Origin of the sequence: Paenibacillus septentrionalis (genome assembly GCF_042659865.1) — a bacterium.
Taxonomy (GTDB): domain Bacteria; phylum Bacillota; class Bacilli; order Paenibacillales; family Paenibacillaceae; genus Pristimantibacillus; species Pristimantibacillus septentrionalis.
In genome coordinates, this window is the sequence record NZ_JBHSTE010000002.1 from 313,420 (window position 1) to 338,056 (window position 24,637).

The following is a 24,637-nucleotide window of genomic DNA, read 5'->3' on the forward strand; positions in this document are numbered from 1 at the left end:
CGCCCCTTTATGTGATTAAGCTGCTTTTTCGATATTGACTTGGGGAAGTCCCCTTCAGCTTTTTGAACACCTTCGTAAAGTAGCTATGATCCGAATAGCCCACCTGAAGGCTAATGTCTGAAATCGCCATATCTGTCGTTGCCAACAGCTCAGTCGCCTTCTCGATTCGAACGCGATTCAAATATTCACTGAAGCCTTCCTGATTATGAGTGGAGAAAAAGCTCGACAAATACGTCGGGTTGAAATGAAAGTGACTTGCGACATCGCCAAGACTAATGGGCTCCATGTAATGCGACTGGATATAGTCTAAAATCATTGCCATATTCGGATTCCGTACGGCTTGCCTGCTCGAAGCAATAGCTGATTCAACTTCTTGGATAAAAGAGGTCAACGCTTCCATTGCTTCATGAACATGAAGTGATTCATTGATTACGCGAAGATATTGAAACTTGTTCGCCGCCAGCTGCTTCATATCGATATCCAGCTTGCCAAGTACAATAATCATATTGAATAGAATATTGCCTAGCTGCGACTTAAACGAAAAAACGTCGAGCGTATAATAGGTTGAAGCAGCCTCCATATATCGCTTCAGCTGCCCAATCGCTTGCTCAAACTTGCGACGCTGCAGCTGTTCCATAAATTCGTTCATATCGAAATCAGGCTCTGCCTCACGAAGCCTTGGAAGCTCATGACGGACGATAAACCAATTATCAGTCAAGAAGTAGCGGTAAGCTGCCAGCTTCAAGAATCTTTGCTGAAACTGAACCGCCAGCTGCTTGATGTCGGTAAATGTATCAGTCAGTATCCAGCCAATGCTTAGTTCCTTCATGCGAGTAGAATTGGATAATGCCCGCAAAGCTGGCATCAAGCTTTCCCAATTCGAATCCCTGCTATTAAGCAGCATAACCGCTGTTTTCGAATCTGTAGGCAGACTGTACATATCAAGCTTTTTCTGAAATGGCTCCAGCAGCTCTTTTATTCGATGAAGCAGCTCCTCTTGTGAAACAACTGCATGTTTAACATGCTTTAAGTCAGCACCAAACAAGCGAAAGCTTGGATATTGAAACAACTCAAGCTCCTGCTCTTCATCGGTATCCGATTCGTAGCCAGACATGAGTCGATCAAGCAGCAATGATGTCTTGGGCTGTTGCTCTGGCTGATCGGTAATCGCTTTCAAGGTTGGGATTTTATGAACGGTACGTCTTAAAATGCCGAGCAGCTGCTCCGCTTCCAGCTTTGGCTTTAAGATATAATCTGCAACGCCCTTTTGAAACGTATCGCGTACATAATGAAACTCACTAAAGCTGCTTAATACGATAACCTCGATTGTCGGGTATCGTTCTTTAATCAAGCTGGTTAGCTCTACACCGTTAAGCAAGGGCATTACAATATCGGTAATGACAATATGTGGCTGAAGTCTGTCAATCATCACGATAGCCTCCTGGCCGTTTGAGGCTTCTCCAACGATGGTAAATCCAGCCTGCTCCCAATGAAGCAGATGCTTGATTCCTTGACGAACAAGCACTTCATCATCAACGATCAATACACGACAAACAGATTCCATCATTGCACTCTCCCTCCTTCTATGTTGCCAACTAATTGTTTCATTTTACATCAACTCATGCAATATTGTTAAGTCTATCGTTTTCCAATCCACAGTAAGCTCTGCTCTTCATATAAAAAAACCTTTGAGCGTTAGCGCATGATAAACGCAAAGCCCAAAGGTTTTCTTTATGATTTATTATAATATTGATTGCGGTAATGCTTCAGCTCTTCTGCATTGCTAACACGATGTCTCGCCCAGTCAATCAAGATCCGATCAATATAGCGAAAGCTTAGTTTTCCAGCGAATACTGCTTCCTTTAACGCTAATGTAATCAGTTCCTCTGAGTAAGCATCATGATCGATCCAGCCGTTGATTGTTTCATATTCCATAGGCGACAGCGGTCGACCAAACTCCTGCTCGAACATATGAAACAGCTTGCTGATATCATCCTTTTGCTTGATCGTTTGAAGCTTCTGGCGCTCATCCTTTTTCGTCTGCCGCAGCATTTGAGCATGCCAATTGCTTGCTTTCATATACCAACCCGACCAAGTATAGCGCTCGACAATGACATCATGCAGCGTTTCCTGCTCGATGCTTAAAAAACCGTCATTCATCAGCTTTTGAAGCAGGTCTGTTACCTCATCAATTGAAGCACCCATCACAACCGAAAGCTGTTCAGGAGTTGGGAAAGGATGCTGATCTACCATAGAGGATTGCATGATATGCAGCATTAGCATTGCTTCAGCATGTGACATCCCAAGTGCTCGGTAGCTTTTGAGCAGCAAGGCATTCACGAAGATTCCGCCTTCGCTTAGCATGACGTTCATGCCGTGTGCATACGCCTTCCATATATGATCACTCAACCGTCCCCCACCCTCTCGACTACTTTCTAACTAGATTATACGTATCACGTGCAATTAACAGCTCTTCATTGGTAGGCACAACCATAACCGTTACCTTGGAGCCTGGCTTGGAAATAACTCTTGGTTCTTTGCTGCGAACTTTGTTAAGCTCCTCATCAATTTCAATACCGAAGAAGGTTAGTCCTTCACATACGGACTGACGAAGTACAACGGAGTTTTCACCAACACCGGCCGTAAACACGATGACATCAAGACCGTTCATAGCCGCTGTATAGGAACCGATGTATTTTCTGACACGATACACGTACATATCGTATGCAAGCTTCGCATCTTCATTTTCAGCCATTGAATCTGTAATCTCGCGCATATCGGAGCTTAAGCCAGACACAGCCAATAAGCCACTATGCTTGTTCAGCATGGAGTTTACTTCATTTAGCGTCAAATCCTCTTTATTCATGACGAATGGTACTACTGCAGGATCAAGATCGCCAGAGCGTGTTCCCATCATAAGACCTTCCAGCGGAGTCATCCCCATGCTTGTATCAAATGATTTTCCGTCTAGAATCGCAGTCAAGCTTCCGCCATTGCCGATATGACAAGTAATCATCTTCAGAGAAGCAAGGTCTTTGCCAAGCGTTTTAGCAGCAACATCACTTACATAAGCATGAGAAGTACCGTGGAAGCCGTAACGACGAACTTTATGTTTTTTGTATAAAGTTTTTGGAATCGCATATAAGTAAGAGGTGTTTGGCATTGTTTGATGGAAGGCTGTATCAAATACAACCGCCTGTGGTACGTTAGGCAAGTTCGTTTCCACCGCCAAAATCCCCATCATATGCGCCGGATTATGCAATGGTGCAAGCTCAAACAGACGCTTGATTTCGCTTTTCACTTCATCTGTTACAATAACAGAATTTTTGAACGTTTCACCACCATGCACAATTCGGTGACCAACTGCATCAATTTCCTCCATTGATTTAACAACGCCATAATCTGCATGCGTCAGCATTTCAATCATGCGCTTTACGCCCGCTACATGATCCAAAATTTCTTTTACCTCAACAACCTCTTCTTTGCCAGTCGGCTCATGAGTAACAATAGAAGAATCCATTCCGATACGCTCGATACGACCGCTCGCAAGAACGGATTCATTGGTCATGTCGAATAATTGATATTTAATTGATGAGCTGCCTGCATTAATTACGAGTACTTTCATTAGATTCGATCTCCATCCGTGTCATATTTGAAGAAACCTACGCCCGTTTTTACCCCAAGCTGTCCTGCACGCACCATTTTTTTAAGTGTAAATGATGGGCGGTATTTAAGCTCGCCGTATTCGCGGAACATATTTTCCAATGCGGCTTGTACGGAGTCAAGTCCGAAATGATCCGCCATCTGGAACGGACCGTATTTGAAAGAGTACCCTTTGCGCATCGCTTCATCAATATCCTCAGCTGTCGCCACGCCTTCTTCCAGTACGTGCAGCGCTTCATTGATAAACAGACAAATAAGACGAGTTGTAACAAAGCCAGGGGATTCAAATACCATAACCGGCTTCTTCTGAATCACCTCAGAGAACTCCTTCAACGCCTCAACGGTTTCATCAGAAGTTTTCAAGCCGCGTACAATTTCAAGCATATTTACAGTTGCTACCGGATGAACAAAGTGCATTCCAATAACACGCTCAGGGGAGCGTGTTACGCTAGCAATCTCAGTTAAACTTAATGATGAGGTATTACTTGCAAGGATCGTTTTTGATGATGTAACTTGATCCAACTGCTCGAATACTTCTTTTTTTGCTTCAAGCTCTTCAGATATCGATTCGATAATCAGATCACAAGCTGATAGCTCTTCCATCTTCGCAACGGGTTGAATGCGTGATAGAATTAATTTTTTTTCTGATGAAGTGATTGCCCATTTTTCTATTTGTTTGTCAAGGCTAACTTCAATCATATGCAAAGCATGTTCCAATCGGTCTTTAGAATGTTCAAGAACAAAAACATCCAGGCTGTTTTTAGCCAGCATTTCTGCAATCCCTTGACCCATTGTTCCTACTCCAACAACTCCAACTTTCTTAATCATAGGTCTTAGTTTCTCCCTTAGTGTTTAGTCAATAATATTATACCTCTTTTTAAGATTATTTGTAGTGAAGGTAAGCGCTATTATGCATTTTGTTGCAAATTTATCAGATTTAATTGTGCATTTTTCATCATGTTCCGAAAGTTGTCACCGTTAATGACTTCCTCTTCCAGCAATATCGGTAAAGCTTGCTCAAATATGTCAAAGTGTTGGCTTAAATGTTCTTTTGTTTTGGCAAGACATTCGTCCAGCACTTCATTGCTTATTAGGCTCCAGCGGTCGGCGGTCATCATTTGGCCATTAATAATCCCTTGGGAGGTCAAGCCAGACTCAACCATCGTTTTAACAATATTCAATGCTTGATCGAAGTCTCCTCTGGAACCAGTGCTTCGCTCTCCGTAGAACAGTTCTTCAGCAACTGCACCACCAAGCGTAACCATAATTTTATGCTCCAGCTCTGTTTTCGTATATAAATATTTATCCGCAAGCGGCGTGTGACGAACGAAACCAAGCGCACCACCACGCGGTGCAAGCACGACTTGAGCGACAGATCCAGGCGTTGTCAGCTCTGCCATAATAGCATGACCCAATTCATGGCGTGCTACTCGAATTTTATCCTCCTGGCTCGCTTCGCGATTGATTTTTTCACCTAGCAGCACCTTATCAATTGCTGATTGAATATGATCCTGATGAATTTCGTCCGCTGATTCACGCATCGCATAGATTGCGGCCTCATTCATAACAGCTTCTAATTGTGCACCAGAAAACTGATACGTATCCTTCGCCAGCTCGTCAAAATTAATGGTAGGTACCAGACGTTTATTGGCCGAATGCAGCTCCAAAATATGCTTTCTTGACTGTTTGTCTGGCAATGCTACCTCAATATGACGGTCAAAGCGTCCTGGACGAAGCAAAGCATCATCCAGCATATCTTTTCGGTTTGTTGCGGCAATAAGCAATATCTGTACTTCAGTATCGTGATAGATGCCATCAAGCTCCGTCAACAGCTGATTCAATGTCTGATCATATTCGCGCTGCTGTCCGCCGTCACGCTTACCACCAATTACGTCGATTTCATCAATAAAAATAATTGCGCTTTTTTTGCCTTTAGACTTTGCTTCACTGCGTGCTTTTTGGAACAATTCACGAATACGGTTTGCACCAGTACCGACATACATCTCAACGAACTCACTACCAGATGCTCCGATAAAAACACTATCCGTATAATTTGCTGCTGCTTTGGCAAGAAGCGTTTTACCTGTTCCCGGAGGTCCAGTCAGCAAAATACCTTTTAAGATACGAATTCCGCGTTTCGCAATTTCTTCGCGAAATACTAGAAAATCAAGTGCCTCCTGCAGCTCCTGCTTTACGTGGTCCTGACCACCAACCTGATCGAAGCTAACCTGCTGAATTTGCACAGATTTTTTCTTTTTCAAACTCGCCAGGCTTTTGACGCCTCTTCCGTTGCGATTCATCACAAAGATCGCTGCCAGCAATACAGCAGCAAGAACGGCTGCACCTATGTGCACCGTATAGCCTAATGTATAGATCGCTGCTGCTGCAGCGATCCCGATCAACAATTCTTTCCAATTATTTTTCATTATTCCACACTCCCATCGTACCACCATCTAATGGCAGTAATTTATCCAAACGTTGTCCGTCCGCAATTAGGGAAATATATATATACTGCTCGTCCACGCTAGTTGTTGCATCGACATGAGCATGCGCTTCTTCTATACGATTCATTAGCTCGGGTAGCTCAGAATATCGTTGATTCGCCATTATCTCAGCAATATCAAACAAATAAGCTTCCCATACTTCACTCAAGGCTGTTTGCTCCTGCTTCAGCTCTACTGTATAGCTGCCTTCCCCTATACCATGCTCACCTAGCAACTTCTTCGCCTCTGCGACAGCTTCGTGTAATGGTTGCTCGTCAAGAATATCCAGCTGAACCTTGTAGCCTTCATTCTTATTACCCGTTAATTCAATGTGCGAATAATTCGCTTGACTTAAAGATTGGTTTAATGGCTTCTCTTGTGCAACGTATTGATACGTAAAGCCTCCACCAATAAGCAAAACTAAGCAGATGGCAAATGCAACAGCCATAGGTTTTAGCTTCATATCTTTCATGTTTACACCTCTATCCAATAAATTTATATATATCATTCGTATATCAAATAGTATATCATTTTTGCTATCAACTTTAATTGTATAAAAAAAGGAAACAAGTCCGTTATGGCCTTGTTTCCTTAGGAATCGTGTATTCATCTATAAATTTGCCATCTATCATTTGATAAAATGCCATTTTCTGATGGCCGCTGGAGGAGTCCTTAAATTTGATCTCCCACACGAGCTGACCATACAAATATCCAGGTTGAGCTTTAATCTGCTCTGCATTAGGCTTCGTTCGTTCAACCAATGCGATTATGTCGTCCTTCGTTATCGCTTTATCATAAGGAAGCTCAGCAAGCTGCTCTTGAGTGGACCAAGCAGAATATACTTTCTTTTGGTCGGATATGGAATCTGCTAGCAAAATCCAATATCGATCCTCCCATACATACTTGCTTAACGTATAGTCCTCGTTCAGGTCGTACAGCGATGCTTGCTCGATAACTGCTCGCATTTCGCTTGCTTCCTGCCATAGTCCCTTATGAATATTGCGATAGAAAAAGATAATCCCTACAACAATAAGCACAAGCAAAAACAGAACAAGTGTGGTCCATTTTCGTCTCGTCATAAATGGTGGACGTTTTTTTTCTATCGCTCTCATACTACGTTAACAATCGTTCGAAGCTGGCTTGAGCCTCAGAACGGATTTTCTCCTCATCCATTGTTAGCAGCTGTCTATGCTTCACAAGCTGTTTTCCTGCGACCCATACATGCTCAACATCTCTTCCGTTAGCTGCATAGACAAGATGTGAAACGAGATCCGTACGCGGGAAGAAATGAGGCTGATCAATATTAATCGCGATAAAATCAGCTGCTTTTCCTGTTTCTAGTGTACCGATGTGGTTATGCCAGATCGCTTGTGCTCCCATTGACGTTCCTAGTGCAAGAGCAGTATGTGCGGGAACAACGGTAGGATCACCAGAGACTCCCTTATGTAACAAGGCAGCTGCGCGAATTTCCTGGAACAAATCCAGATTGTTGTTGCTCGCGGCACTGTCTGTACCTAGCGATAGCTTAACTCCAGCTCGAAGCAGCTCCGGCACACGTGCAACACCACTTGCAAGCTTAAGGTTGCTTATTGGATTATGAGAGATGGAAGCGTCAAGCTGAGCTAGCTTTGCAATTTCGTCGTCTGTCAAGTGCACCGCATGTGCAAGCAATGCTGGACGTGTAAAGAAGCCTAACTCCTCCAAATGATCTACAGGTCGTTTGCCATAATCATCGACATTTTGCTGTACCTCTGCACTCGTTTCAGACATGTGTGTATGAAGCGGAAGATCAAGATCATGCGCTGCTTGAACGATCCGTTCAATAAAGGCAGGCGGGCATGTGTAAGGTGCATGAGGGGCTAGCATGGTTTGAATTCTTCCCTCACCAGCGCCATTCCATTGCTTCGCAAATGCTACCGCATCTTCAAGCTTGCTCACTTGCTCCTCAACCGAGCCTAGGCCGATCATTCCACGAGCCAGAAAGGCACGAATACCAGCATCAATAGAGGCTTGCGCTACCTGCTCCATTCGATCATACATATCTACAAATGTTGTTGTACCGCTAAGCAGCATTTCCGCAATCGCCAGATCGCTGCCTGCTTTCGTGTCTGCCTCAGAGTATTTCGCTTCCATCGGCCACATTTTTTCCTGCAGCCACACTTGCAGCTTCTGATCATCTGAAAAACCACGAAGCAAGCTCATTGGTGCGTGACCATGCGTATTTACTAGACCCGGCATAAACAGCAGCCCTTGTCCGTTAATAATCACTGCTTGCTCCTGTACGGACGCAGCAGGCTCATTTTCCCCAATATACTGAATAACTCCATCCTCAACGACCATATGACCGCGTAGAACCTCCGGCTGATGTGAAGCCATTGTAATAAAGCTGCCTTCCTTAATCCACAGACGACTCATCCTGCTCCTCCTCTTTATTGTTCAAGTAATACGCCAAGCTCAACAGCTCCTTCGTAAAATCAGCATGCTGAACCCGTACCTCTTCAGGAGCTCGCAATATGGTTGGAGCGAAGTTCAATATCCCTTCAATACCACCAGCAATTAGCTGATTGGCAACATTTTGAGCCTCCTGAGCAGGTACGGTAATAATGCCGATGCGAATATTGTGCTGCTTGATCGTTTCTGCCAGCTCATTCATCGGTTGAACGGTTAACGTATTGATCTTTGTTCCGATTTTTGGCTCATATGAATCAAACACCGCAACGATTTGCATGTTGTCATTACTGTATTTATTATAATTGCACAATGCATGTCCGAGATTACCCGCACCAATAAGTGCAACATGTATGGTTTGATTGATTTTCAAGATATGACGTATTTTATCGATCAGATAGTCGACTTCATAACCGATTCCTTTTCGCCCAAAATCGCCGAAATAGGCCAGGTCCTTGCGAATTTGCGCTGGATTAAATTCCAAACGAGAGCCTAGCTCCTGTGAGGAAATCGTTTTGATTTCACGTGCTTTCAGTTCATTAAGCACCTGCAAATAAATCGGCAGACGCTTAACAACTGCGTCCGATATTTTCGCTTGCTTCATCTAGTCATCCTCCTTCAACCATTGTTCCATCCGCTGCGTCATTTGATTCGTATGCATCGTTTCGATTTTTGGGCCTGGCAATGAATACAGGAAATGCTTTCCGTAATAGGATTCAATAACTCGCGTATCATAAATGATGACGATTCCTTTATCCGTTGTCGTACGCACTAGTCTGCCAAAGCCTTGCTTGAAGCGTATGACAGCTTGTGGAATCGAAAGCTTCATAAACGGATTTTTCTTCTGACGAAGCAATAGTTCCGATTTCGCCTCGATTAAGGGATGATTAGGCGGCTGGAATGGCAAGCGAACGATTGCCAAGCATTGCAGCGCTTCACCCGGGATATCTACACCTTCCCAGAAGCTGCTAGTTCCCAGCAAAATAGACGATTGCTGCTGTAGAAAACGCCGCGTTAGCTTTGTACGGTTGTTGCTGTCAATTCCTTGACCGAGCACCGTGATTTGCTTTGGCTCCAGCAATTCCTTAAGCGGATCGTACACCTGCTTTAGCATTCTATACGATGTAAACAAAACAAGCATTTTCCCGCCCAGCTGCAGCGCATTGTCATGCAAGGATTGTACTAGCATCTCCAAGTACGATGGAGGCACATTAGCCCCTTTCAATACTGGAAAATCTCTAGGAATAATAACTAATGCTTGTTCCCGATAATGGAATGGCGAATCCAGAATAACCTCGTTTAGACGATCGCTATCGTTATAGACATCAAGACCGAGCTGCTCCTTTACATACGTAAAGTTTTTCTGAATTGACAATGTTGCTGAAGTCATCACAACACTATCCTTGACATCATACACATATTTTCGCAGCAGTCCACTTACATCAGTCGGGGATGACATTAGCTGCAACGAGCGATGCTTATACGCTTGGGTTGCTTCGAGCCAGTATACATAATCCTCAAGTTCCAGCTTAATGAATTGGCGCAGCTCGTCCTTTAAGCGAACTAGGTCACGAATAACACCGTTAAGATCGGTAAGCATGCCTGAAAGATTAAGATCCTCGTCAAGTCGTTCCTTAATATCGGATGACATTTTCTCAAGCGCTTTGGCAAAGCGATTCAGCCCGACATGTACCTCCTGCTCGCTCTCCACAATTTTAGTCCAGCTCTCAGGAAGCTGCTCCCGATTCAAGCGAAGCACGATTCCGCCAGCTTGTTCTCCTGAGTCAGATGCTCCATTCTGCCCAGCATTGTGCATCACGATGTCATAAAGCGCCTCGAACAATTGATCCCAATGCTCCTTTAGTGTTTGCAGCTGTGGAAAGGCACTATCTATCGTTTCATTCCATGAAGCGGTATGATCATCACCATCCTCAGCAATGCGTACGCGCAAAGATGGGAGTAAGCCTGTTCGGACGTCTTTATACAAACTGGTCATTGCATGAATATACGAAAAATAGCTCAGTTGGTTTCCGAGATGCTTGCTGGCGACCTCTTCAAGATGATGCGCCTCATCAAGCACTAAGTAATTGTAGGACGGAAGCAAGCGATGATCGGCTTGAATATCAGTAAAGATCATAGAATGATTCGTTATGCATACATCCGCTATATTCGCCTCATGCTTAGCTCGATGATAGTAGCAGCGCTTGAACCACGGACATGCTCGATTCAAGCAGGAATCTGCATCACTGGACACTGTTCCCCAAAAATCCTGTCCTCGCAAGCCAAGATTTAGCTCCTCTTGATCACCATTTTCGGTTTCTGTTAACCATATGACCATTTGAGCTGCTGTAATCGGGTCATCTACTGGTGCTACAAAATCAAGCATATTCAGTTTGTGCTCAAATTTGCGCATGCATAAATAATTGCTTCTTCCTTTTAATAACGAAGCCCGAAATGGAAATGGCAGAACTTCATTCAATAGTGGAATATCACGATTGCGCAGCTGCTCCTGCAAGTTTATCGTGTGCGTGCTGACAACCACCTTCTCCTCAGCCTGAACACCGTAGTACAAGGCTGGGATGAGATAGCCTAACGACTTTCCAGTTCCAGTTCCAGCTTCAATCAGCAAATGCTTTTGCGAACTCAGCGCCTCATACACTTCGTTGAACATATGCTGTTGTGGCTTCCGTTCCTCATAATGATCAAACAGCTCGCGAAAGCGCTGCTGCACATCGTCCATGTAATCCTGAAAGCTTTTTTGCTGCGCAAAATAATCGTTGGCATTCTCAGACTCCCGTACAGAGGTCTCCTCTTGCCATGGCTTGGCCTTCAATGCAAATTGGCGATGGTAATCATATTCAGCAGAGTCGAATACCGCTCCCTGCTCTACAAGTCCCTCATTGTATTTCATAAACCAACCAATATCACGACTCTCATCAAAAAATGAAGATAGCCGCTGCAAAGTAAGCAGCGGCAAGGAACGAAGCTTCTGAACACATTGAATAAAAATTTGGGCTGTTGCCATCGCATCCGCATCTGCTTGATGGTGCTGCTCATGGACAATACCTAATTGTTCAGCTGCGGTTCCGAGCTGATAAGAAGTAATCGATGGGAATAATATACGTAATAATTCCATTGTGTCGAGCCTGCGTCCTGAAAACGGCAGGTATCCACATTGATCTAGGGCATGATTTAGAAAATTGGCGTCAAAGCCAACATTATGAGCGACGAGAACGGCATCGTCAATTCGTGGAATAACTTCCAGCAGTGCATCATGAATATCAGGCGCTTCCTGTACATCTGCTTCCTTGATTCCTGTCAAATTGGTTATAAATGGAGGGATTTCAACTGTAGGCTTTACATATGTGCTGAATGTATCGACTATTTCAAGATCATCGGACACAATAACAAGTCCAATCTGAATAATCTGATCCAGTACACTATGCCCTGTTGTCTCCAGATCCAATATGGCATATTTCATTCCTTTGACCGTTCCTCTCACATACAGCACAATTCTGTGCTTCCAAAATATAATGACAGCTGTTTTGGCGATTGCCTGCAGCTTTGCAAATTTTTAAGCGGATCCTCAAACTGTGGATAAAGCTGATACGCCTTTTTGAACAGCTGCTCGGCTTCATTCATATTCAGCTTGATCGCTTGAATACACCCTAATGCATTATAGCTTAAAGCAAGCCATTTTGGAAAATCGCTTAACACGGTCAATAGCTGAAATTGCCTTTGCGCCTCACTCCAATTGCGCAAATGCATCAAGCTCATGCCATAATACAGTCTTGCGATATTGCATTCGGGCTCCTCTGCAATAATCATTTGCAAAATGCTTGCTGCTTCGGAAAACATAAACAGCTTATAGTATCCTTGTGCCTGATCCAAAGCAAATTCGTGCTCTGAAGAAACAAAAAGATCACATTCATTACATAGTATAACATCCTGTCCTTCATCAATCGAATAAACTTTTGATTCAGACTGCGATTGCGTTTCTTCAATCGTTTGGATCGATTTCATCGCTTCATGAATAATTTGCTGCAATCGGTGGACTTGCTGTTCTTCACTTAGCAGCTGTGAGGTTGGTGACTTGGCAGACACATGCCCTTGTTCCCCTTCAAGCGCTTCGTGCTCCTTAACCTCACGATACATCTCAAAAAAGCAAGCAAGCTTTTCCTCAACTGTCACATAATGATCCAAAATTTTATCGTTTGTTTCCTTCAGCTGCTGAATACGATAGCAGTATTCCTCTCGCTGCTCTTCATCAGCATCCTGGTAATTGTCAGTGATGTGGTCAAGAAGCTCATGCATGGATGAAAACAGTTCGTTGATCATACCGCATCCCGCCTTCTTTGAGTAGTTGGAGTGTACGGTCATTTTTTGTTGAAAGCTCTGATTTCATTCAGCATGGCAGCTGTTACATAATGAAGGGATTAACTTGTTTACAGAATGGTCGAATGAATCTCTTCCTTCATGTAATGAATGGGCTTATTGTCGGAATCCAGTACAACAATTGTTGGCTTATACGATAATGCCTGTTCTTCAGACATCAGACTATATGAGATAATAATAACATTATCGCCAGGTTGAACCAAGCGAGCTGCAGCACCATTTAGACATATCACACCACTGTCGCGTTTTCCTTTAATTACATAGGTTTCCAGACGAGCCCCATTATTATTGTTAACTATTTGCACTTTCTCATTTTCAAGCAAATCAGCGGCTTCCATTAAATTCTCATCAATGGTGATGCTGCCAATATAATTCAAATTCGCTTCTGTTACAGTCGCACGGTGTAGCTTCGATTTCATCATCGTTCTATACACGTTCGATCACCTCTTCTACATGGAATAAAGCGTTATCTATTAATCGCGTGCTGCCGAATTTCACTGCAAGAGCAACGATAAATCGTTGTCCGCTCAGCACTCTGTCAAGCGGTATATGCATTGCAACGGTTCGCAGCGATGGATACTCCAGCAATTCGACATAGTCGATTTCACCTGACGTTTCCTTTATTTTATTCGTAATTAACGCTACGCACTGTGCACCTGTCATGCTGCTTGATACATTTAACGCTTGAGCAAGCTCACCAAGCGACTGACTCAACACCGCTGCTTCTGTCCGATGAGCAGGGGATAAGTAAACATTGCGCGAGCTAAGAGCCAGACCGTCCGGTTCACGTACAATCGGACAAGGCACGATTTCAACATTCATGTCCAAATCAAGCACCATTTGCTCAATAACAGCAACCTGCTGTGCGTCTTTCATTCCAAAATATGCACGATCCGGCTGCACGAGATGAAACAGCTTGCTGACTACGAGTCCAACTCCGTCAAAATGTCCTGGTCGTGATGCACCGCATAAACGCTCCGTTACAGAACGTACTGTTATACTCGTAAGCGGCTTGGATGGATACATTTCTTCTACTGTTGGCAAAAACACAATATCTGTACTGCATGATGCAGCTAGAGCCAAATCCCGCTCCTCATCACGAGGGTAGCGTTCCAAATCCTCATTTGGTCCAAATTGCATAGGATTAACAAATATGCTCAATACGACAACATCGTTTTCTTCACGAGCTGCTCGCAGTAGGCTTGCATGACCATCGTGCAAATATCCCATTGTCGGAACAAACCCTATGCTTTTCCCTTGGGACGCTGCTTGCTTCACTGCCAGCTTCAGCTGCTTCTTCGTACGACAAATGTTCATCTCACGATTACTCCTTTACACCTGAATCTGACTTCGATGATTGTCTACTGCCATACAACGAATCAATTGAGCCAGCTTCTGCCTGGAATACATGCGAGTCATCCGGAAATGCTCCAGATTTCACTTCATCCACATATTGAGCGATCGCATCCCGAATCGTCGTACCGATGTCAGCATAGGTTTTCACAAATTTCTTTGGAACATTCGGTGAAGAATATTGCAGCACATCATGATAGACGAGAACTTGACCGTTACAGCCGCGTCCTGCTCCAATGCCAATTGTAGGGATTGTCAGCTGATCGCTAATAAAGCTTGCAAGCTGTTCAGTCACAAGCTCGAGCACAATAGCAAATGCGCCCGCTTCCTGAAGCGCCAGAGCATCCTCTACAAGGCGTCTCGCATCGTCCTCCAGCTTTCCTTGCACCTTATAGCCGCTTAGCTGATGCACCGCCTGAGGCGTTAGACCGATATGACCCATGACTGGGATTCCTGCTTGAACAAGCGCTCGAACATGCTCCTTAATGCCAGCTCCACCCTCAAGCTTCACTGCTTGCACATGACCTTGCTGCATTAGGCGAGCAGCATTCGTTAGCGTATGCTCGATCGTCACGCCGTACGTCATAAAAGGCAAATCCGCTACTATAAAGGTGTTTTCAGCTCCGCGCGCAACAGCACGTGAGTGATATACCATATCATCTATCGTTACAGGAATCGTTGTATCATATCCAAGTACAACATTTCCTAAAGAATCTCCTACCAAGATCACATCAATTCCTGCCTCCTCAGCAAGCTTGGCTGAGGGATAATCATATGCCGTCAATACTGAAATCGGCTTGCCTTCCGCCTTCATCTTTGACATTGCAGAAATCGTTAGTCTCTTTTTCAAATTATCCAGCTCCTTTAGTTGAAGGTAAATGCAAAAAAACCTTTTAGCCATCGCTAAAAAGGTCCTAGAACGTAAAGGAAACGATTGCTAGTAATGCTTCCTTCTGTCTCGGTCCCTTCGGCTCTGAGCAGAGTGTGCATTCTAAATATGAAATTTAGTTTAATACACAAACACCAGTGCAGCTTCCACATGAATACCGCCTAGTAGACCTAGTGTAGCAGAAAAGTTCCAGCTCGTAAATTACTGCTTTACTTCTCCCATCTCTGCTGAGAAAATTTCTCTTTCCTCGCCATCATCCAGCTTGACGACAATTGATCCACGTTCCGTTAGCTTTAGTGGCACAGCATAAAACTGTTCCTGTGCAGTTGTAATTAAAGTGCGTTGTCCAAGTGAGATCGTATAGCTTTCCCATAGCTGGGCAATTGGTTCAAAACCTTGCTGATCATACAGGTCAGACAGTCGCTCCCATTTCATCATAAACGCTTCGATCAACTGCTCACGGTCAACTGGTGCGCCTTTTTCAATTCGCAGCGAAGTTGCCTTATTTCGCAGCTCATTCTCATAATCGTTCTCGCCCAAATTCACATCGATGCCGATGCCGGCAATGACGTACTTCAACCGCTGTTCTTCTGCAGCAGATTCAAGCAAAATGCCGCACAGCTTTTTGCCTTTATGCAAAATATCATTGGGCCACTTTATGCCTACATTCAGCTCTGTAATCGAGCGAATGGCTTCCGCTAATGCGACAGCCGTTAGCAGCGTGAGCTGTGGCGCTAATTGAATGGGAGTAGCTGGTCTAAGCACAATACTCATCCATACGCCTTTCCCATAAGGAGAATGCCATATTCTGCCCAATCTGCCCTTGCCTTGCAGCTGCTGTTCTGCCAAAACAACCGTACCTTCAGCTGCTCCTTGCTCGGCAAGCTCCTTTGCCAGCGGCTGAGTAGAGGCAACTGCCTTATGATAATGTATGGTATGTCCAAAACGGTGGCCTTTAAGCCCTTTTTCAACTTTGGCAGCATCAATAGGCTGTGGCGTGTAAAGCAAGCGATAGCCCTGCTTGGTAACGGCCTCAAGCTCATAGCCAAGTGCCTCGAGCTTTTTTATTTGCTTCCAAACAGCTGTTCTGCTAATGCCCAGCTCTTCGCTTATTTTTTCACCAGATATAAAATCGTGCGAAGAAGCTAATAGCTGAACTAAACGTTCATTATTGCTCATTAGATAATCCACCTTCAATTTGATTTGTAACGAATGAATGGATCGCTTTTTTGTCATTTGTTAAAGTGCCGCTTGCCACTCGCTTGAAAAGAAAAGCTAGTGCTTGCTTCACCCAAGGTCCTGACGGCTTGCTGTACCACTTCAGCAAATCATTGCCGCGAACCGCTAGCTGCTTCATACTGTGAATAGATAATGCTTCGTCATATGCGGCTAACATCGCGACCCGCTCATCGTGCTGCTCCAGCAATCTCAAAAACAAGCGCGTCTGATCTAGCGGAAACTGCAGCAGGATATCAAGCCATCGCTCCTTCAGTCCCTCATGAGACTGTTCAGAACCAATATATATATGTACACACTCATAAAGCTGCAGTATTCCGCTGCTGGTCTGTATTAACTTGTTGCTCAGTCGCAGCTTTCTCATATCTTCAAGAGCGCATTCACTTGACATGCCAAGGCATATGAACAGCGCTGCCCACTTCATACTCGCATCATCTTTCTTATCAGTTAACCAGTTCTGATGAAAGTGACCGCTTGCAAGATTCAGCTTTTCCTTTGTGTGGCTAAGTAATCCGCTCTCCAGCAATAACGTTATTCCCCTTGCAGGAAAATCTGAATTGAGCATCCTCTCAAGCTCATATGCTACACGCTCCATCGCAACATGGTTTAACAGGTGACCATAGTGAATAATGGCCTCCCAGCACTGCCTCTCGATTGTAAGTTGATAGCTTGCTGCGAATCGAATCGCCCGAAGCATACGAAGCGCATCCTCTTGAAATCTTTCGGAGCTTGTTCCAACGGTAACCAGTATTCCACTTTGCAAATGCGACCAGCCATCGAATGGATCATGGAGCATCCAGTCGCGATCAATGGCCATCGCATTCATCGTAAAGTCTCTACGCATCAAATCCCTATTCAGCTCTGATACGAACTGAACATCACCAGGACGTCTATAGTCAACATAACCGGTTTCGATACGAAACGTCGTAATCTCATAGCTTTGACCTTCTACGATTACAGTGACTGTGCCATGCTGCAAGCCGGTAGGAATACTTTTCTCAAACAACGCCATCACTTGCTGTGGCAATGCACTAGTCGCAATATCAACATCATGGATATCACGCCCTAGCATCGTATCACGTACAGCGCCGCCTACAAAAAAGGCAGAAAAGCCTGCTTGCAAAAGCCTGTCTATGACAAGACAGGCTTCTTTCATCGCAGGCTGTATTAATTGCGGTTGTAATTGCAGCTTCATAACCCCTCTACAAGCGACACAAATCATAAGAAAATGGTTTAATCTCTGATTCGAGTCCCAACACTTTATAATAGATCGCTTCATACTCATGTGTAATCCGATCATTACAAAACACGCGTCTCGCACGATCAACACAAGCATCAACAAACGATTGATAACGTCCCTCATCCTTTAACAAATCAATCGCATATTGCGACATCGCTTCCACATCGCCTATTGGTGCCAGATACCCTGTTTCACCGTGTGTCACAAGCTCTGGAATTCCCCCTGCGGTAGAGCCAATCGTTGGAACGCCACAAGCCATAGCCTCAAGGGCAACAAGTCCAAAGCTTTCCTTCTCAGACGGTAGAAGCAGTACATCTGCAAGGGATATTACTTGAGCGACATCCTCTTGTTTGCCAAGAAACAACACTTTATCTTCCAGTCCTAGTGACTTAACCTTGCATTGTATTTTGGTCAGCTCTGGCCCTTCTCCTACTAATAGAAGCTTGGCAGACAAGCTTTGTTGAACGCGGTCAAATATATCGACCACATCAGACACGCGCTTAACCGGTCTGAAATTAGAAATATGCATCAAAATTTTCTCATCCGGCTTTGCATAGTCTTGCCGCAGCTGAGACACGTCGCGTGGGTAATAGACGCGTTTATCAACAAAATTATACGTTAATTCAATTGGTGTCGTGATATCTAGCAGCTGGCGTGTTTCCTGAATCAAATCATTCGATACCGCTGTAACCGCATCGCTTTGATGGATCGCTAATCGAATAAGATCCTTTAATGATTCATCCTGTGCTAATACTGTAATATCCGTCCCATGAAGTGTCGTTACCGTTTTTAATCCATTATTCAGCATTTGCTTGGCAAGGTAGGCACACACGGCATGAGGAATCGCATAATGCACATGAAGGATATCAAGCTGCTGCATTTGCGCAACCTGTGCCATTTTACTTGCCAGACTTAAGTCATAAGGCGGATAGCGGAATACATAATAATCATTCACTTCTACTTCATGAAAAAATACATTTTTATGAAATTTCCCCAGTCTAAACGGAACACTGTGGGTAATAAAATGAATCTCATGACCTCGCTCTGCAAGCAGCTTGCCCAGCTCTGTTGCAACGACACCTGAACCGCCTAATGTGGGATAGCATGTGATGCCAATCTTTAATTTCCGCGTCAGAGTGACGCACCTCCCGATCAATCAGAACTTGCTACAACATTGAGATAGGATATGGCCCTTTAACCGTAAAACCCTCTGCATAGCTCCATCCTCTAGACTGAGCAAGCAAAGAATCCCTGGCACCTACACGCTCGATATATCCATTGGTAAGTGGAGTCGCTACCCCATTGCTGGTTGCAGCAGCATTAAATTGAGAAGCATACGCACGCAGTGCCTGCTCCTTCAACTGAAATTCGTCGCTAATATCTATCATTAAAGTAACGTTATGTACATCATTTATATAGTAGAACATCGTTTGCCCAACTTGCCAGGCAGGAAGCTCTGGCATATAGTTGCGCAGCTTCGCATTAAAAACAGCCTCTTCAATCAGCTTGCTGCACATGACATGATCAGGATGCCGATCCTCCCAATAAGGAGCAAACACGATTTTAGGCTTATAGGTACGAATGATCTCTACAATTGGATCAATATGTTCTTTTGCAAGCCGCAGTCCGCGATCCGGCAAGCCGAGACATTCCCTCATGGATAAACCAAGCACCGCTGAGGCCGCAGCAGCTTCTTGCTGCCTCAGCTCAACGGTGCCATTGGAGGACATTTCAGCTTGCGTCAGGTCGCATATACCAATGCGGTAGCCTGCTGCAGCATGCTTGGCAATCGTTCCTCCCATCCCGATTTCAGCATCATCAGGATGGGCACCAAACACGAGAATGTCTAATTGATTCATTATTCTTCTACTCCTGGCTTGTATTTATGAACGAGCTCGCGCCATGAGAAATCTCCGCGTTCAACAGCCTTTACAAGCAATTCTGCTGTCGCAATATTAGTTGCGACTGGAATACCCTGCACATCACATAAGCGCAGCAATGCCGTAATATCCGGCTCATGCGGCTGCGCCATTAATGGATCACGCAAAAAGATAATAAGATCCATTTCATTTTCCGCGACGAGAGCGCCAATTTGCTGGTCGCCCCCGAGTGGTCCCGAGCAAAAACGCTGGATCTTAAGCTCAGTCTGTTCCATTATTTTCGTACCGGTCGTACCAGTCGAATACAGCTTGTGCGGTACAAAAACATGCTCATAAGCTATAACAAAATTGACCATTTCTTCTTTTTTTCTATCATGCGCAATAAATGCAATATTCAACATCAGAATCCCTCTCTTTCGCTGCTCGGCGTCAAATTAGTCCATAATATGCTCAAAGCCGTATACCATACCTGTATAGCTCATCGCTTTTTTAACTGCATGATTGACCCCAGGCATATAACCAGCACGATCATAGGAATCGTGTCGAATTTTCAAAGTTTGGCCGTTGCCTCCAAAAATAACCTCCTGCTGGGCAAATACACCCGGCAAGCGCACGCTATGTATGCGGAAGCCTTCATAATATCCACCGCGCGCCCCTTCAATCGTCTCTTTTTCTTCAGGATTGCCTTGACGGAGCTCTTGTCTCGTTTGAGCAATAAGCTCTGCCGTTTTAATGGAAGTGCCAGAAGGCGCATCTAATTTTTGATCACCATGATATTCAATAATTTCAACATGCGGCATATATTTAGCTGCTTCTTGAGCGAATTTCATCATCAAAATCGCACCAATTGAAAAGTTTGGTGCAATTAAACCGCCAAGCTGGTGCTGCTGACACAGCTCGTCCAGCTCTGTAATTTGCTCGGGAGTAAAGCCCGTTGTTCCCATAATTGGACGAATCCCTGCTTCAATAGAACGTTTTGCATGAGCGTAAGCCAGATGCGGTACAGTAAAGTCAACCATTACATCTGCCTGTGCGTTGTTAATTGCTTCTTCAAATGTAGCAACAACGGTAACGCCTATCGTTTTGCTGCCAATAAGCTCTCCTGCGTCTTTACCTGCATAAGATGGAGCAACAGCTGCGACAAGCTGAAGTTCTGGATCGCTTAAGACCATTTTTACAACTTCCTTACCCATTCTTCCGCTTGCTCCAATTACTGCCACGTTTATCGTCATGTTCTCACCTTTTAGTCCAGCGATTTGCATCGCGCGTATTAAATTTATCCATTACTTTATCATGTGCTTCGGTTAGATCAATATTTAATGAATTGGCAAAGCAATTCAAAATAAACAAGATGTCACCTAATTCGAGCTCAATCGAATTTTCCGCCTCATCAGGCTTTTTAGGCTTTTCACCATAAGCATGATTGACTTCCCTTGCCAGTTCGCCCACTTCTTCAGCAAGTCTCGCTACTAATGCAAGTGGACTAAAATAACCTTCCTTAAATTGCGATATGTACTCATCCACTTCACGCTGAATGTGCGCGAGCGATTTTTCAGCCATCGAACTCAACTTCCTTTCGCATGCTTCGATTCATTTTCTATGTTACCGTATCACTATTAAGAAAACAATGGTTTTTGAATTGAAAAGTTACGTATACTACAAGTACTGAAAACTAGGAAAGGAATGATGGATATGAATATCGCATCGATTCGTGTCTTAAAGCAAATCATCCCTATCACGATAGGAGCTGCCTTATATGCATTTGGATTGCAATGCTTCGTCATTCCAAACCAGTTAATGGAAGGCGGCGTTACAGGAATTGCCGTCCTGCTGAATTATATTTTTGAGCTGCCAATGTCGATCACAACCCTTATTATCAATATTCCGCTGTTTTTAGTTGGCTGGAAACTGCTAGGCCACAAAAAAATGATCTTTTCGATATATGGCTCCGTTGCGCTATCTGGATTTCTCGCATTGTTCGAGCATTCGCAGATTGCAAGCATCATCTCATATGAGAAGAGCTCTGATGCTATGCTCATTGTGCTGTATGCAGGGATAACATTAGGCGCTGGTCTTGGCATCGTCTTTCGCTATGGCGGCACAACAGGCGGCATAGACATCGTGGCTCGTATTTTGAATCGTTGGAAAGGCTTCAGCATGGGACAAATCATTTTAGTTGCCGATGCTATTATTATTGGCGTTTCCATTTTTTATATATCACTGGACAAAATTTTATATACGCTTGTGATGGTATTCATCGCTTCTAAAATGATTGATTTTATTCAAAACGGCGCCTATACAGCAAAGGCTTTTTCCATCATTACCGACCAAGGCGAGAAGATCGCGAAAAAAATTACGCATGAGCTTGATCGCGGGGTTACGATTTTGCCTGCCAAAGGCGCATATTCAGGCACAACAAAAAAGGTCGTATACTGCGTTGTTGCACGCTCAGAGACGCATCGTCTCAAGCAGCTTGTACGCAGCATAGACCCTATTGCTTTTATCGTCATTCATGAAGTGCAGGATGTGCTTGGTGAAGGCTTTAAGGAGGAAGAGGATTAAATCCGCCAGTTCTTCACACCGTAAGGTTCCTGCTTGTATTTGCGATAGCTGGCAAATGCCAAAAAGCCTGAAATGATTGTGCCGATGAAAAACGCAAAGCCTGTTGCATGTATATTGGATGGAACGGTTACTGTAGGAACGGTAATCGTTTCCTCCGCTTGGGCAAATAATGCATGGACGGATAACTCCATTCCATCAAGAATTGTGATCATGTCCTTATGCTGTGCCTGATTCCATCCATTCTCATGCGACTTCATAAAGTGCTTGAGCAGCTCTGCCCGCTTCCATAACTGATTCATTACTTCCTCGTCGCCTACCATATAAGCTGCCATTTCCATACGACCAATATGTTCAAACAGCTTTTGGACATAAATGCTTGTCAGCTCTACTGTATTGTCTCGATTCAGATGACTGGCTTTGCGAATTGATTTTATATCATCCAGCAGCAGCGACTCATATTGCAGCCACGGTCCTTGCTCGGATTGCAGCAGCGAATCAACCGCTAGTCTAAGACGATTAATTGGTTCCCGCCAGACAATACCTGATTCACCATTAATCAATGCCTGCTCTACGTTAACAACGTCGCTTTTCATCATTTTCCATGCATTAACCGTTCCAAACTTCAATAGCTCAGGTTGGTTAAACTGATGCTTGATGCTCTGGATCAGCCGATACACTTCTTGCTTATGTGAAGCATTGCCTTGCTCATACAGCTCAGCAATGGTATGTTCGAGCTTCATTAAACGAGCCGCTGCCTCATTTTGCGGATCATGCGTCCAATTTGCTTGATTTCCAAATACAGTTGCCGTCATGCCCATTAGGCAAACCACACAGAGACAAGTCAAAATTATGATGCGAAACTTCATAGCGATCCCCCCCCATTATCATCATATGGGGTGAGAGGACAAGTTATTCCTTCTGTCTAAATAATTTCCACGCAAGCAATCCTGCCAATAAGCTAAACAATGAAAGCAAGTACGTAAACAGCTTAACCGTATCAACATGCTCTTGCAGCGTCTTTGGCAGCCATGGATATATGCCAAATGTATAATCCATCGTATCGTTCAGCAGCAGCCATGCGGTTGCAATTGTAAAGCTCGCAAAGCTAAGCTTCATAAATCTGGCATAAAGCAGCACCTCAACCGCCATCGCAAGGTGAGAGGTCATTAGCATGTAGCTCTGCCAGTTCAATGTGTCGCCCTGCATTGCACCAGCGATTATAATAACAGTCGCCCATATGCCATATTTAATGGAGCAGACAATGGCTAGTGCATTTATAATCGTTTGTGACCAGCGTACAAAGACATTGCTGCCCTTTGGTGGAAACAATAAATATAATACCGCAATCGAGAAAAACAAGCTCGCAGTAGGCGAATCGGGAACAAATGGTAGCATCCAGCTTTCCTTTTGCTCAATTGTCCATAGCAGCTGATTTTCATACCACATATAGCCGTAGATGGTTCCCGCAAAATTAATTATAAAGAGCAGCCATAGAAAGCTGCGGTTAAGCAGAAAGGCTCGGCTAAACCAAAAAGATAGCTTCATCATTCATTTCCCTTCTTGAAAAAAAGACCTAGCCGCATATGCGACAAGGTCTTTACTGTTAGGACTGAGTTTGTTTCGCTAGCCATTCCGCAACTTGATTAATCTCCTCTTCGGAAAGAGAATCGCCAAATGCAGGCATAGCGCCATTGTTTTTACCGTGGATAATAATATCTGCAATTTCTTCTTTAGACAGTTCGTTACCGATTCCAAGCAGCGATGGACCGCTTGCACCATTCAAATCATTAGCATGGCAACCCATACACTGTGATTCGATAATGGAGAAGCCAGGACCTTCAGGCTCAATCATAGCAGGTGCCTCAGCTGTCTGCAAGAAATTCGGACGCTCTTCTCCGCGCTCAAGCGCTTCTCTTACCTTTTCAGCACGCTCATGATGCTCAGGCACGATACCTTTTTCTTCTAGCTGATGCTGGTAGTGATCCCAAGATACAACTGTCAGATAAGTACATGCAGCAATAGAAAGCAACATTAGAGACGATGCAATCGGACGACGGTAGAAGCGGCGCTCCTTACCAGTATCCAGGAATGGAGCTAGCAATAATCCACCGAACATAATCGCAGGAATAACAATTGTACCAAGCAATACGTAGTCCTGAGATACGTATGGATATTTCAAAAATTGATACAGGAACAAGAAATACCAGTCTGGCATCGGAATAAATGATGCATTGGTTGGATCTGCTGGATATCCAAGCGGAGCTGCCTCAGCCATTACCCACACAAGAAATCCAACGAGTACAACACAACCTACCATCCATTCTTTTAGTAGAAAGTTAGGAATGAAGGCTTCCGATTTACCAGGAAAAGATGTGTAGTCGGGCGGCGTGCCGTCTATGCGACCAGATTTCTTCACACGCGAATCGCCAACGTATACTACTTTTTCGTCTGATTTATGACCGTGTGCCATCAGTACTGCCTCCCTTCT

The 24,637-nt window shown here is 44.2% G+C and carries 25 protein-coding genes; 1 reads left to right on the forward strand and 24 read right to left on the reverse strand.

Annotated features, from left to right (window positions below; translation table 11 throughout):
• Window positions 1–7: 7 nt before the first annotated feature.
• The 21 genes from ACFP56_RS06345 to ACFP56_RS06445 all read right to left on the reverse strand — a co-directional run bounded on the left by ACFP56_RS06345 (window position 8) and on the right by ACFP56_RS06445 (window position 21,147).
• Window positions 8–1,567, reverse strand: a complete 1,560-nt coding sequence (locus ACFP56_RS06345) for a response regulator transcription factor (RefSeq protein WP_379232388.1) — start codon at window positions 1,565–1,567, stop codon at window positions 8–10.
• A gap of 164 nt (window positions 1,568–1,731) precedes the next feature.
• Complete coding sequence (locus tag ACFP56_RS06350) at window positions 1,732–2,409, reverse strand: DnaD domain-containing protein (protein ID WP_379232390.1); 678 nt, start codon at window positions 2,407–2,409, stop codon at window positions 1,732–1,734.
• A 19-nt stretch (window positions 2,410–2,428) separates the two neighbouring features.
• Entirely contained in the window at window positions 2,429–3,625 is a 1,197-nt protein-coding gene (locus ACFP56_RS06355) for an acetate/propionate family kinase (protein ID WP_379232392.1), read from the reverse strand.
• On the reverse strand, window positions 3,625–4,491 hold the full coding sequence (locus ACFP56_RS06360; protein ID WP_379232394.1) for a 3-hydroxyacyl-CoA dehydrogenase family protein: 867 nt from the start codon (window positions 4,489–4,491) through the stop codon (window positions 3,625–3,627). Before ACFP56_RS06360 ends, ACFP56_RS06355 begins: the two co-directional genes overlap by 1 nt.
• An 80-nt stretch (window positions 4,492–4,571) precedes the next feature.
• Entirely contained in the window at window positions 4,572–6,089 is a 1,518-nt protein-coding gene (locus ACFP56_RS06365; protein ID WP_379232396.1) for an AAA family ATPase, read from the reverse strand.
• Entirely contained in the window at window positions 6,079–6,618 is a 540-nt protein-coding gene (locus tag ACFP56_RS06370) for a hypothetical protein (protein ID WP_379232398.1), read from the reverse strand. The genes ACFP56_RS06365 and ACFP56_RS06370 overlap by 11 nt, the downstream gene beginning before the upstream one ends.
• Before the next feature lie 103 nt (window positions 6,619–6,721).
• Entirely contained in the window at window positions 6,722–7,258 is a 537-nt protein-coding gene (locus ACFP56_RS06375) for a hypothetical protein (protein ID WP_379232400.1), read from the reverse strand.
• A gap of 1 nt (window position 7,259) precedes the next feature.
• Window positions 7,260–8,561, reverse strand: a complete 1,302-nt coding sequence (locus ACFP56_RS06380) for an amidohydrolase (protein WP_379232402.1) — start codon at window positions 8,559–8,561, stop codon at window positions 7,260–7,262.
• Window positions 8,542–9,198: a redox-sensing transcriptional repressor Rex gene (locus tag ACFP56_RS06385; protein ID WP_379232404.1), complete on the reverse strand. Its 657-nt coding sequence runs from the start codon at window positions 9,196–9,198 to the stop codon at window positions 8,542–8,544. The genes ACFP56_RS06380 and ACFP56_RS06385 overlap by 20 nt, the downstream gene beginning before the upstream one ends.
• Window positions 9,199–12,105, reverse strand: a complete 2,907-nt coding sequence (gene dinG, locus ACFP56_RS06390) for an ATP-dependent DNA helicase DinG (protein WP_379232406.1) — start codon at window positions 12,103–12,105, stop codon at window positions 9,199–9,201. It lies immediately after the preceding gene.
• On the reverse strand, window positions 12,093–12,932 hold the full coding sequence (locus tag ACFP56_RS06395; RefSeq protein ID WP_379232409.1) for a hypothetical protein: 840 nt from the start codon (window positions 12,930–12,932) through the stop codon (window positions 12,093–12,095). The genes dinG and ACFP56_RS06395 overlap by 13 nt, the downstream gene beginning before the upstream one ends.
• A 107-nt stretch (window positions 12,933–13,039) precedes the next feature.
• Window positions 13,040–13,423 (reverse strand): aspartate 1-decarboxylase, encoded by a 384-nt coding sequence (gene panD / locus ACFP56_RS06400; RefSeq protein WP_379232411.1) that lies wholly within the window; start codon window positions 13,421–13,423, stop codon window positions 13,040–13,042.
• The gene (gene panC, locus ACFP56_RS06405) at window positions 13,416–14,306 is read right to left on the reverse strand and encodes a pantoate--beta-alanine ligase (RefSeq protein WP_379232414.1); all 891 of its coding nucleotides are present in this window, start codon (window positions 14,304–14,306) and stop codon (window positions 13,416–13,418) included. The genes panD and panC overlap by 8 nt, the downstream gene beginning before the upstream one ends.
• 7 nt (window positions 14,307–14,313) lie before the next feature.
• Window positions 14,314–15,192, reverse strand: a complete 879-nt coding sequence (panB, locus tag ACFP56_RS06410) for a 3-methyl-2-oxobutanoate hydroxymethyltransferase (protein WP_379232416.1) — start codon at window positions 15,190–15,192, stop codon at window positions 14,314–14,316.
• Window positions 15,193–15,432: 240 nt separating this feature from the next.
• Window positions 15,433–16,410 carry a biotin--[acetyl-CoA-carboxylase] ligase gene (locus ACFP56_RS06415; protein ID WP_379232418.1) on the reverse strand — a complete coding sequence of 326 codons (978 nt, stop codon included), beginning with the start codon at window positions 16,408–16,410 and terminating at the stop codon, window positions 15,433–15,435.
• On the reverse strand, window positions 16,400–17,662 hold the full coding sequence (locus ACFP56_RS06420) for a CCA tRNA nucleotidyltransferase (RefSeq protein ID WP_379232420.1): 1,263 nt from the start codon (window positions 17,660–17,662) through the stop codon (window positions 16,400–16,402). Before ACFP56_RS06420 ends, ACFP56_RS06415 begins: the two co-directional genes overlap by 11 nt.
• A 7-nt stretch (window positions 17,663–17,669) precedes the next feature.
• Window positions 17,670–18,842 (reverse strand): N-acetyl-alpha-D-glucosaminyl L-malate synthase BshA, encoded by a 1,173-nt coding sequence (gene bshA, locus ACFP56_RS06425; RefSeq protein ID WP_379233282.1) that lies wholly within the window; start codon window positions 18,840–18,842, stop codon window positions 17,670–17,672.
• 31 nt (window positions 18,843–18,873) lie between these two features.
• The gene (gene bshB1 / locus ACFP56_RS06430; protein WP_379232422.1) at window positions 18,874–19,566 is read right to left on the reverse strand and encodes a bacillithiol biosynthesis deacetylase BshB1; all 693 of its coding nucleotides are present in this window, start codon (window positions 19,564–19,566) and stop codon (window positions 18,874–18,876) included.
• Window positions 19,566–19,988, reverse strand: a complete 423-nt coding sequence (gene mgsA, locus ACFP56_RS06435; protein WP_379232425.1) for a methylglyoxal synthase — start codon at window positions 19,986–19,988, stop codon at window positions 19,566–19,568. The genes bshB1 and mgsA overlap by 1 nt, the downstream gene beginning before the upstream one ends.
• Window positions 19,989–20,021: 33 nt before the next feature.
• Window positions 20,022–20,819 (reverse strand): 4-hydroxy-tetrahydrodipicolinate reductase, encoded by a 798-nt coding sequence (gene dapB / locus ACFP56_RS06440; protein ID WP_379232428.1) that lies wholly within the window; start codon window positions 20,817–20,819, stop codon window positions 20,022–20,024.
• Window positions 20,820–20,823: 4 nt separating this feature from the next.
• Complete coding sequence (locus tag ACFP56_RS06445; RefSeq protein ID WP_379232430.1) at window positions 20,824–21,147, reverse strand: nucleotide pyrophosphohydrolase; 324 nt, start codon at window positions 21,145–21,147, stop codon at window positions 20,824–20,826.
• A 126-nt stretch (window positions 21,148–21,273) separates the two neighbouring features.
• Between ACFP56_RS06445 and ACFP56_RS06450 the strand changes: the two genes are divergently transcribed.
• On the forward strand, window positions 21,274–22,149 hold the full coding sequence (locus tag ACFP56_RS06450) for a YitT family protein (protein ID WP_379232432.1): 876 nt from the start codon (window positions 21,274–21,276) through the stop codon (window positions 22,147–22,149).
• Here ACFP56_RS06450 and ACFP56_RS06455 read toward each other — a convergent pair.
• The 3 genes from ACFP56_RS06455 to ACFP56_RS06465 are packed head-to-tail and all read right to left on the reverse strand — an operon-like array spanning window position 22,146 to window position 24,619.
• Window positions 22,146–23,015 carry a sporulation protein YpjB gene (locus ACFP56_RS06455; RefSeq protein ID WP_379232434.1) on the reverse strand — a complete coding sequence of 290 codons (870 nt, stop codon included), beginning with the start codon at window positions 23,013–23,015 and terminating at the stop codon, window positions 22,146–22,148. The genes ACFP56_RS06450 and ACFP56_RS06455 overlap by 4 nt on opposite strands.
• A gap of 43 nt (window positions 23,016–23,058) precedes the next feature.
• Window positions 23,059–23,694, reverse strand: a complete 636-nt coding sequence (locus ACFP56_RS06460; protein WP_379233284.1) for a DUF1405 domain-containing protein — start codon at window positions 23,692–23,694, stop codon at window positions 23,059–23,061.
• Between the two features lie 58 nt (window positions 23,695–23,752).
• Window positions 23,753–24,619, reverse strand: coding sequence for a c-type cytochrome (locus tag ACFP56_RS06465; protein WP_379232436.1), 867 nt, complete (start codon window positions 24,617–24,619; stop codon window positions 23,753–23,755).
• Window positions 24,620–24,637 lie beyond the last annotated feature (18 nt).

What these genes read in the sequence shown, in the direction of transcription:
- ACFP56_RS06385 (WP_379232404.1), bottom strand. Translation starts at nt 9,198, where the DNA reads ATGAAGCAAGCGAAAATATCGGACGCAGTTGTTAAGCGTCTGCCGATT.
- ACFP56_RS06420 (WP_379232420.1), bottom strand. Translation starts at nt 17,662, where the DNA reads ATGAAGCTGCAATTACAACCGCAATTAATACAGCCTGCGATGAAAGAA.
- ACFP56_RS06365 (WP_379232396.1), bottom strand. Translation starts at nt 6,089, where the DNA reads ATGAAAAATAATTGGAAAGAATTGTTGATCGGGATCGCTGCAGCAGCA.
- dapB (WP_379232428.1), bottom strand. Translation starts at nt 20,819, where the DNA reads ATGACGATAAACGTGGCAGTAATTGGAGCAAGCGGAAGAATGGGTAAG.
- ACFP56_RS06450 (WP_379232432.1), top strand. Translation starts at nt 21,274, where the DNA reads ATGGATATGAATATCGCATCGATTCGTGTCTTAAAGCAAATCATCCCT.
- ACFP56_RS06455 (WP_379232434.1), bottom strand. Translation starts at nt 23,015, where the DNA reads ATGAAGTTTCGCATCATAATTTTGACTTGTCTCTGTGTGGTTTGCCTA.
- ACFP56_RS06355 (WP_379232392.1), bottom strand. Translation starts at nt 3,625, where the DNA reads ATGAAAGTACTCGTAATTAATGCAGGCAGCTCATCAATTAAATATCAA.
- ACFP56_RS06370 (WP_379232398.1), bottom strand. Translation starts at nt 6,618, where the DNA reads ATGAAAGATATGAAGCTAAAACCTATGGCTGTTGCATTTGCCATCTGC.
- ACFP56_RS06460 (WP_379233284.1), bottom strand. Translation starts at nt 23,694, where the DNA reads ATGAAGCTATCTTTTTGGTTTAGCCGAGCCTTTCTGCTTAACCGCAGC.
- ACFP56_RS06380 (WP_379232402.1), bottom strand. Translation starts at nt 8,561, where the DNA reads ATGAGTCGTCTGTGGATTAAGGAAGGCAGCTTTATTACAATGGCTTCA.
- ACFP56_RS06375 (WP_379232400.1), bottom strand. Translation starts at nt 7,258, where the DNA reads ATGAGAGCGATAGAAAAAAAACGTCCACCATTTATGACGAGACGAAAA.
- mgsA (WP_379232425.1), bottom strand. Translation starts at nt 19,988, where the DNA reads ATGTTGAATATTGCATTTATTGCGCATGATAGAAAAAAAGAAGAAATG.
- ACFP56_RS06465 (WP_379232436.1), bottom strand. Translation starts at nt 24,619, where the DNA reads ATGGCACACGGTCATAAATCAGACGAAAAAGTAGTATACGTTGGCGAT.
- panC (WP_379232414.1), bottom strand. Translation starts at nt 14,306, where the DNA reads ATGAACATTTGTCGTACGAAGAAGCAGCTGAAGCTGGCAGTGAAGCAA.
- bshB1 (WP_379232422.1), bottom strand. Translation starts at nt 19,566, where the DNA reads ATGAATCAATTAGACATTCTCGTGTTTGGTGCCCATCCTGATGATGCT.
- ACFP56_RS06345 (WP_379232388.1), bottom strand. Translation starts at nt 1,567, where the DNA reads ATGATGGAATCTGTTTGTCGTGTATTGATCGTTGATGATGAAGTGCTT.
- ACFP56_RS06395 (WP_379232409.1), bottom strand. Translation starts at nt 12,932, where the DNA reads ATGATCAACGAACTGTTTTCATCCATGCATGAGCTTCTTGACCACATC.
- ACFP56_RS06360 (WP_379232394.1), bottom strand. Translation starts at nt 4,491, where the DNA reads ATGATTAAGAAAGTTGGAGTTGTTGGAGTAGGAACAATGGGTCAAGGG.
- ACFP56_RS06445 (WP_379232430.1), bottom strand. Translation starts at nt 21,147, where the DNA reads ATGGCTGAAAAATCGCTCGCGCACATTCAGCGTGAAGTGGATGAGTAC.
- ACFP56_RS06415 (WP_379232418.1), bottom strand. Translation starts at nt 16,410, where the DNA reads ATGAGCAATAATGAACGTTTAGTTCAGCTATTAGCTTCTTCGCACGAT.